This window comes from Alcanivorax sp. HI0083 (assembly GCF_001635175.1).
Window position 1 is genome coordinate 1 of the sequence record NZ_LWFX01000915.1, and the last position, 6,527, is coordinate 6,527.

Here is a 6,527-nt window from a genome sequence, read left to right on the forward strand (position 1 = left end):
TACCCCAGACTCTTGGGTGTCAACCAGACACCTTCTGCGCTGACGGTCTGGGTGTCCCCGTGCCAGATGCCGCCCTCTACAAAAATTTTCCGCCCTTCCTGGCCGGTAATGTGCGCCCGACATTCAATCGGCGCTTCTATGGGTGTCGCTGCCAGATAACGGATATTCAACGTACCGGTGACGCCCAAACGAAACGCGGCATGCAGCGCACGGGAGAGCCCTGCATCCAGCAGCCAGGCGATCACCCCGCCATGCACCCGTCCCGGCGGCCCCTGATACTGAAGCCCCAGGCTGACTTCTCCACGGATACCATCCTGATCTTCCTGCACCCACTGCACCTGGGGAGCAATCGGGTTGGACAGGCCGCCCACCGGGTCGTAGTCCATCATGTGATAGATATCGTCTGCGGTGGCTTTACCGGTAAACAGTTTTCGATTCGCTTCACGGGTATCACGACGCTCCGGTGTGCCCACCGTCTCTACCATGGCTTCCAGTTGCTCTACCCAGGCAGCCAGGGTTGCTTCATCCGCTTCTGCGCGAATCAACCGCTCCGCCAGTAATTGCATGGCCGCACTGATACGGCGGCGCTGTGCAAAATCACTGGGCACAGGCTCGGTTTTGTAGGCCTTTTGCAGCTCAAAAGGGCCGAAGATTTTTTCAGACACAGATCACCAATGAATAATTAATCACGAAGAAATTCAAACAATCGTTTGATTCTGAGGGGAGAGGCTCTGCAGCTCAAGCTCATAAAAGGACATAAAAAAGGCGGAAATGGCCACCCCATTTCCGCCTTTTTCAGTTTCCAGCTGTCAACTGTCCACTATCAACTATCCACTGCTTTTAACCCACCCATTTGCGGGCGTTGGCAAACATCCGCAACCAGGGACCATTCTCGTGACCACGCCAGTCGTCCGGAATCCAGCTGTTCTGCAGCACCCGGAACACCCGCTCCGGGTGCGGCATCATGATGGTGACGCGCCCGTCAGTGGTGGTAAAGCCGGTTACCCCCTGCGGAGAACCATTAGGGTTGGCCGGGTACTGTTCGGCCGGGTTACCCAGGCCGTCCACATAGCGCAGGCTCACCAGGCGTTGCTCGATATTGCGATTCAGGGCGTCATCCGCCAGCTCCACACGGCCTTCCCCATGAGCCACGGCAATCGGAATGCGCGTGCCAGCCATGTCTTTCAACAAGATGGACGGGGAATCCTGCACTTCCACCAGAGAAGTACGCGCCTCGAACTGCTCAGACAGGTTACGCACAAAACGCGGCCAGTGTTCCGCCCCGGGAATCAGGTCTTTCAAATGCGACAGCATCTGGCAGCCGTTACAGACCCCCAGCGCAAAGGTGTCTTCACGGAAGAAGAAACGGTTAAACGCTTCGCGCATTGCGTCGTTATAGAGCACGGTCTTGGCCCAGCCACCGCCGGCACCCAGCACGTCCCCGTAGGAGAAACCGCCACAGGCCACCAGCCCCTTGAAGTCATCCAGCTTCACACGGCCTTCGAGCAAATCACTCATGTGCACATCAACGGCGGAGAAGCCGACGCGATCAAACGCCGCCGCCATTTCTGTCTGACCATTAACGCCCTGCTCGCGCAGGATGGCCATTTGCGGTTTGTTGCCAGTATTGATGAACGGCGCCGCCGGGTTTTCCGTCATATCAAAGGTCAGCCGCACATTCAGGCCCGGACCATTGCTGTGCGGAATCGCATCAAATTCCTGACGGGCACAATCCGGGTTATCCCGCAGGGACTGCACCTGATAACTGGTTTCCGCCCAGATACGCTGCAATTCACGGCGCGGGGTTTCCAGCAAAATCCCCCCCCCCAAACGCAGGCGAATCACATCGTCGCCATCCGGTTGTCCCAAACGGTGAACACACTGCCCGAGACCCGCCTCGGCATAACGGGCAACCACTTCTTCCGCGTGGGATTTTTCCACCTGCAACACCGCGCCCAGCTCTTCGGTAAACAGCGCCGCCACGGCTTCCGGGGTATCGCCGGCCAGGGGATCCAGGGAAATATCCAGCCCCGTGCGGGCAGCAAAGGCCATTTCCACCAGGCTGGTAAACAGACCGCCGTCGGAGCGGTCGTGATAGGCCAACAGTTTGCGTTCGGCCAGCAACTGCTGGGTCACCTCGAAGAAAGCGATCAGGTCTTTGGCATCGTCCAGGTCCGGCGCGATATCACCGACCTTGCCGTACACCTGCGCCAGGGCGGAGCCGGCCATGCGGTTCTGACCACGGCCCAGGTCCAGCAGCAGCAGTTCGCTGTCCACACCGGTTTTCAGCTCCGGGGTCACCGTCAGGTCGATGTCGGTCACCGTGGAAAAGGCAGAAATCACCAGCGACATGGGTGCGGTGACGCTTTTATCGATGCCCTTGTCGTTCCAGACCGTGCGCATGGACAACGAATCCTTGCCCACCGGAATGGCGATACCCAACTTCGGACACAGGTCCATGCCCACCGCTTTCACCGCATCGAACAAAGCCTGATCTTCACCCGGGTGACCCGCTGCCGCCATCCAGTTGGCCGACATGCTGATCTGGCCCAGATCGCCCAGATGGGCGCCGGCAATATTGGTGATGGACTCGGCCACCGCCATCCGCCCGGACGCCGCTGCGTCCACCAGAGCCACCGGGGTACGCTCCCCCATGGCCATGGCTTCGCCTGTGGTTTTGTTGTCTGCGTTGGGATTAAAGCCGGTAGCGGTCACAGCACAATCAGCCACCGGCACCTGCCAGGGGCCAACCATCTGGTCCCGGTGCACCAGCCCGGTAATGGAGCGGTCGCCGATGGTAATCAGGAAGCTCTTGGAGGCCACGGACGGCAGGCGCATCACCCGCTCACCGGCTTCTTTCAGGTCGATATCTTCAGTGGTGAACGCCTGACGCACAAAATCTTCGCGCTCGAAACTGCGCAGCATTTTCGGCGGTTTGCCGAACAGCAGGTCCATGGGCAGATCCACCGGCGCCTTGCCGAAATGCTCATCGCTCACGGTCAGGTGCTCGGCATCGGTGGCTTCGCCCAGCACAGCGTAGGGAGTGCGCTCACGCTGACAGATGGCGTCGAAGTCCGGCAAATCGTCTGGCATCACGGCCAGCACATAACGCTCCTGGGCTTCATTACACCAGATTTCCACCGGGCTCATGCCGGGCTCGGAACTGGGCACTTTGCGCAGCTCCAGCTGGGCGCCCATATCATGATCGTGGACCAGCTCCGGCAAGGCGTTGGACAAACCGCCAGCGCCCACATCGTGAATGGATACAATCGGGTTATCGTCCCCGCGGGCCCAGCAGCGATCAATCACTTCCTGTACCCGACGCTCAATTTCCGGGTTCTCGCGCTGCACTGAAGCAAAATCCAGCGCTTCCGCAGACTGGCCGGAGGCCATGGAACTGGCCGCCCCGCCGCCCAGCCCGATCAGCATGGCCGGGCCACCCAACACAATAATCTTGGCGCCGGCGGGAATCGGGTTCTTCTCCACATGACCATCACGGATGTTGCCCAGGCCACCGGCGATCATGATCGGCTTGTGGTAACCGCGCATCTCATCACCGTTCACACCTGGTGCGTTAATTTCCAGGGTACGGAAGTAACCACACAGATTGGGACGACCAAATTCGTTATTGAATGCAGCAGCGCCAATCGGCCCCTCGATCATGATGTCCAGTGCAGAGGCAATGCGCCCGGGTTTACCGTAGGGCTGCTCCCAGGGCTGGCCAAAACCGGGGATATTCAGATTGGATACGGAAAAGCCGTTCAACCCGGCCTTGGGCTTGGAGCCACGGCCGGTGGCACCTTCGTCACGGATTTCACCACCGGAACCGGTGGCCGCCCCCGGATGCGGCGCAATCGCCGTAGGGTGGTTATGGGTTTCCACCTTCATCAGCATATGCACCGGTTCGTTCACGAACTGGTACTGCTGACTGCCCGGCGCAGGGAAAAAGCGATCAGCCACCGGACCGGCCACTACCGACGAGTTATCGCTGTAAGCGCTTAGCACCCCTTCCGGCGCATGCTTGTAGGTATTGCGGATCATCCCGAACAGGCTCAGATCCTGTTCTTCGCCGTCAATCGTCCAGTCCGCATTGAAAATCTTGTGGCGGCAGTGCTCGGAGTTGGCCTGGGCAAACATCATCAATTCTGCGTCTGAGGGGTTACGTCCGAGCGCAGTGAACTGTTCCACCAGGTATTCAATCTCATCCGCCGCCAACGCCAGGCCCAGCTCTCCATTGGCCGCTTCCAGCGCCCCACGGCCACCGCCGAGAATATCCACGGTGGTCAATTCCCGGGGCTGGTGATGGGTAAACAAGGCTTCGGCATCGTCCAGCTCTGCCAGCACCACTTCGACCATCCGGTCGTGCAGGGCGGCGGCCAGAGCGTCGCGGTCACCGTCTGCGTCCAGGCGATATTCAATACCGCGCTCAATCCGCTCTACCTGGGTCAACCCGGCGTTGTGGCAAATATCCGTGGCCTTGGACGACCAGGGGGAAATCGTGCCCGGGCGGGGCACAACCACGAAACGCTGCCCCTCAACCTGGGCCTCTTCGACACTGGGGCCATACTGAAGCAAGCCTTCCAGTATCTGCTGCTGCGCAGCATCCAGTGGCGCAGACAACTCCACAAAATGCACATAGCGCGCCGACAGGGCCGATACGCCATTCAGGGACTCAAGCAGTTTTTCCTTACGAAATGCGGACAGGGCCGGGCTTCCGGAGAGGATCAGCATAGTGCGCCTTATATGATTACCAATAGGGATTGAGGGGTGCCAGTTATTCAGGTCGGCAATGATACGGGATTTGCTCGTCGCTCGCAGCCTCTCAAGCCGCCGATTTACTCCGCAATTTGCGCCCGGAACAGGCCGGCTCACCCTGTCATCAGGCAGCAGCAAAACACCTACGAATGACGCCTGATACGCAATTTAATGCTCTTTTCCTGACTTTTAAAAATTGTGCAAAAAAGGAGCAATTGTTCGACAAAGCTTTACAGAACAGCCATTTGCCGATGATAGAGTTGCGCCGCAATTTCGTGATATAGATCACAAGTAAGGAACAATAGCGAAGGCATAGGGCCTTTCACCGGTCGGCGGTAAGCAGTATCGACCTGTCTGGACAACCTGACAGAGGTACCACCAAGTGACGGTATTCTTTCGACACAGCAAGCATTTGCTCGCCTCGCTGGCACTGTTCAGCGTACTGGGGCTAATGCTGGCCATGCGTCCCACCCCCTCCGCCATGGAGCGCGTTATCGCCCGTGGGGAGCTGGTGGTGCTAACCCGCCCGTCCAACACGACCTATTACGAAGATCAGCACGGTTTCACCGGCATGGAATACGAACTCGCCAAAGGGTTCGCTGACAGCCTGGGGGTAGAACTGCGCATCCTCGAATCCGACGATCTCTCCTACATCCGCTATGCTATCCGCAAGGGCACGGCAGACATTGCCGCCGCTGGCCTGGTCGCCACCACAGAGCGCAGCGAAAGCCTGCGCTTCAGCACTCGCTACCAAAATATCGATACCCTGCTGGTACGCCGCCTGAGCAGCCCACGAATTACCGACCTGAGCGAGCTGAACGACCAGAAGGTGGCAGTAAGCGCCGGCTCCAGCCACGCCGAGCTGCTGATCAAGGCACAGCTGGACAATCCCGAGCTGGCATTCCAGGAAGTGGAAAACGCCACCCCCGAGCAACTGCTGGCGCTGGTGGAAGACGGTCAGGTCGACTACACCCTGATCAATTCCAACAGTTACGCCCTGCAACGTGCGCTCTGGCCTGACCTGATTGCCGATTACACCGTGGCCACCGATATGCCGCTGGCCTGGGCCTTTAATCCGAAAGATGACAAAAGCCTGTATATGGCCGCGCAGCGCTACCTGACCCAAGCCAAGGCGGACGGCACTACCGCCAAGCTGGAAGACCGCTTTTACGGGCATGTGGAACAGTTCAACCTGTACGCGGCACGCAGCTTTATGCGCCACCTGGACGACCGCCTGCCGCTTTATGAAGGGCTGTTCAAGGAAGCCGAAGACAACAGCGGCTTTGACTGGCGCCTGCTGGCTGCCCTCGCCTACCAGGAATCCCTGTGGGACCCCCAGGCCATCTCCCCCACCGGGGTCAAGGGCCTGATGATGCTCACCAACGATACCGCTCGCCAGATGGGTATCAGTGATCGCACCGATCCGTCACAGAGCATCAGCGCCGGCGCCGCCTACCTGCGACGCACCCATGCGCGGATTCCCGACCGCATTCCCGAGCCAAGCCGCACCTGGATGGCGCTGGCCGCCTACAACGTGGGCTTTGGCCACCTGGAAGATGCCCGCGTGCTGACCCAGCGCCAGGGCGGCGACCCGGACAACTGGCAGGACGTGAAACAGCGCCTGCCGCTGCTGGCCAAGCCGGCCTATGCAGACCAGCTTCGCTACGGCAACGCCCGGGGCGGCCAGGCGGTGGTGTACGTCCGTCATATTCGCCGCTACTACGATCTGCTGGTGTGGGCGGAAAATTCCCGCCGCCGCGATGGCACGCTCA

The 6,527-nt window shown here is 59.6% G+C and carries 3 protein-coding genes; 1 reads left to right on the forward strand and 2 read right to left on the reverse strand.

From position 1 onward, the window contains the following. Together A3754_RS09540 and purL are read right to left on the reverse strand one after the other, a co-directional pair. The coding region (locus A3754_RS09540) for a PaaI family thioesterase (protein WP_063519479.1) at positions 1-665 on the reverse strand (665 nt) is incomplete at its 3' end. A 175-nt stretch (positions 666-840) separates the two neighbouring features. Further along, a complete protein-coding gene (gene purL, locus A3754_RS09545; protein WP_063519480.1) occupies positions 841-4,731 on the reverse strand; it encodes a phosphoribosylformylglycinamidine synthase in 3,891 nt (1,296 codons plus the stop codon). Between the two features lie 406 nt (positions 4,732-5,137). On the opposite strand from purL, the gene mltF reads away from it, so the two are divergent. Further along, positions 5,138-6,527, forward strand: a 1,390-nt coding sequence (gene mltF, locus A3754_RS09550; RefSeq protein WP_063519481.1) for a membrane-bound lytic murein transglycosylase MltF, incomplete at its 3' end; no start/stop codon positions are given.

Coding starts and splice junctions, on each gene's coding strand:
- purL (WP_063519480.1), bottom strand. CDS start 4,731: ATGCTGATCCTCTCCGGAAGCCCGGCCCTGTCCGCATTTCGTAAGGAA.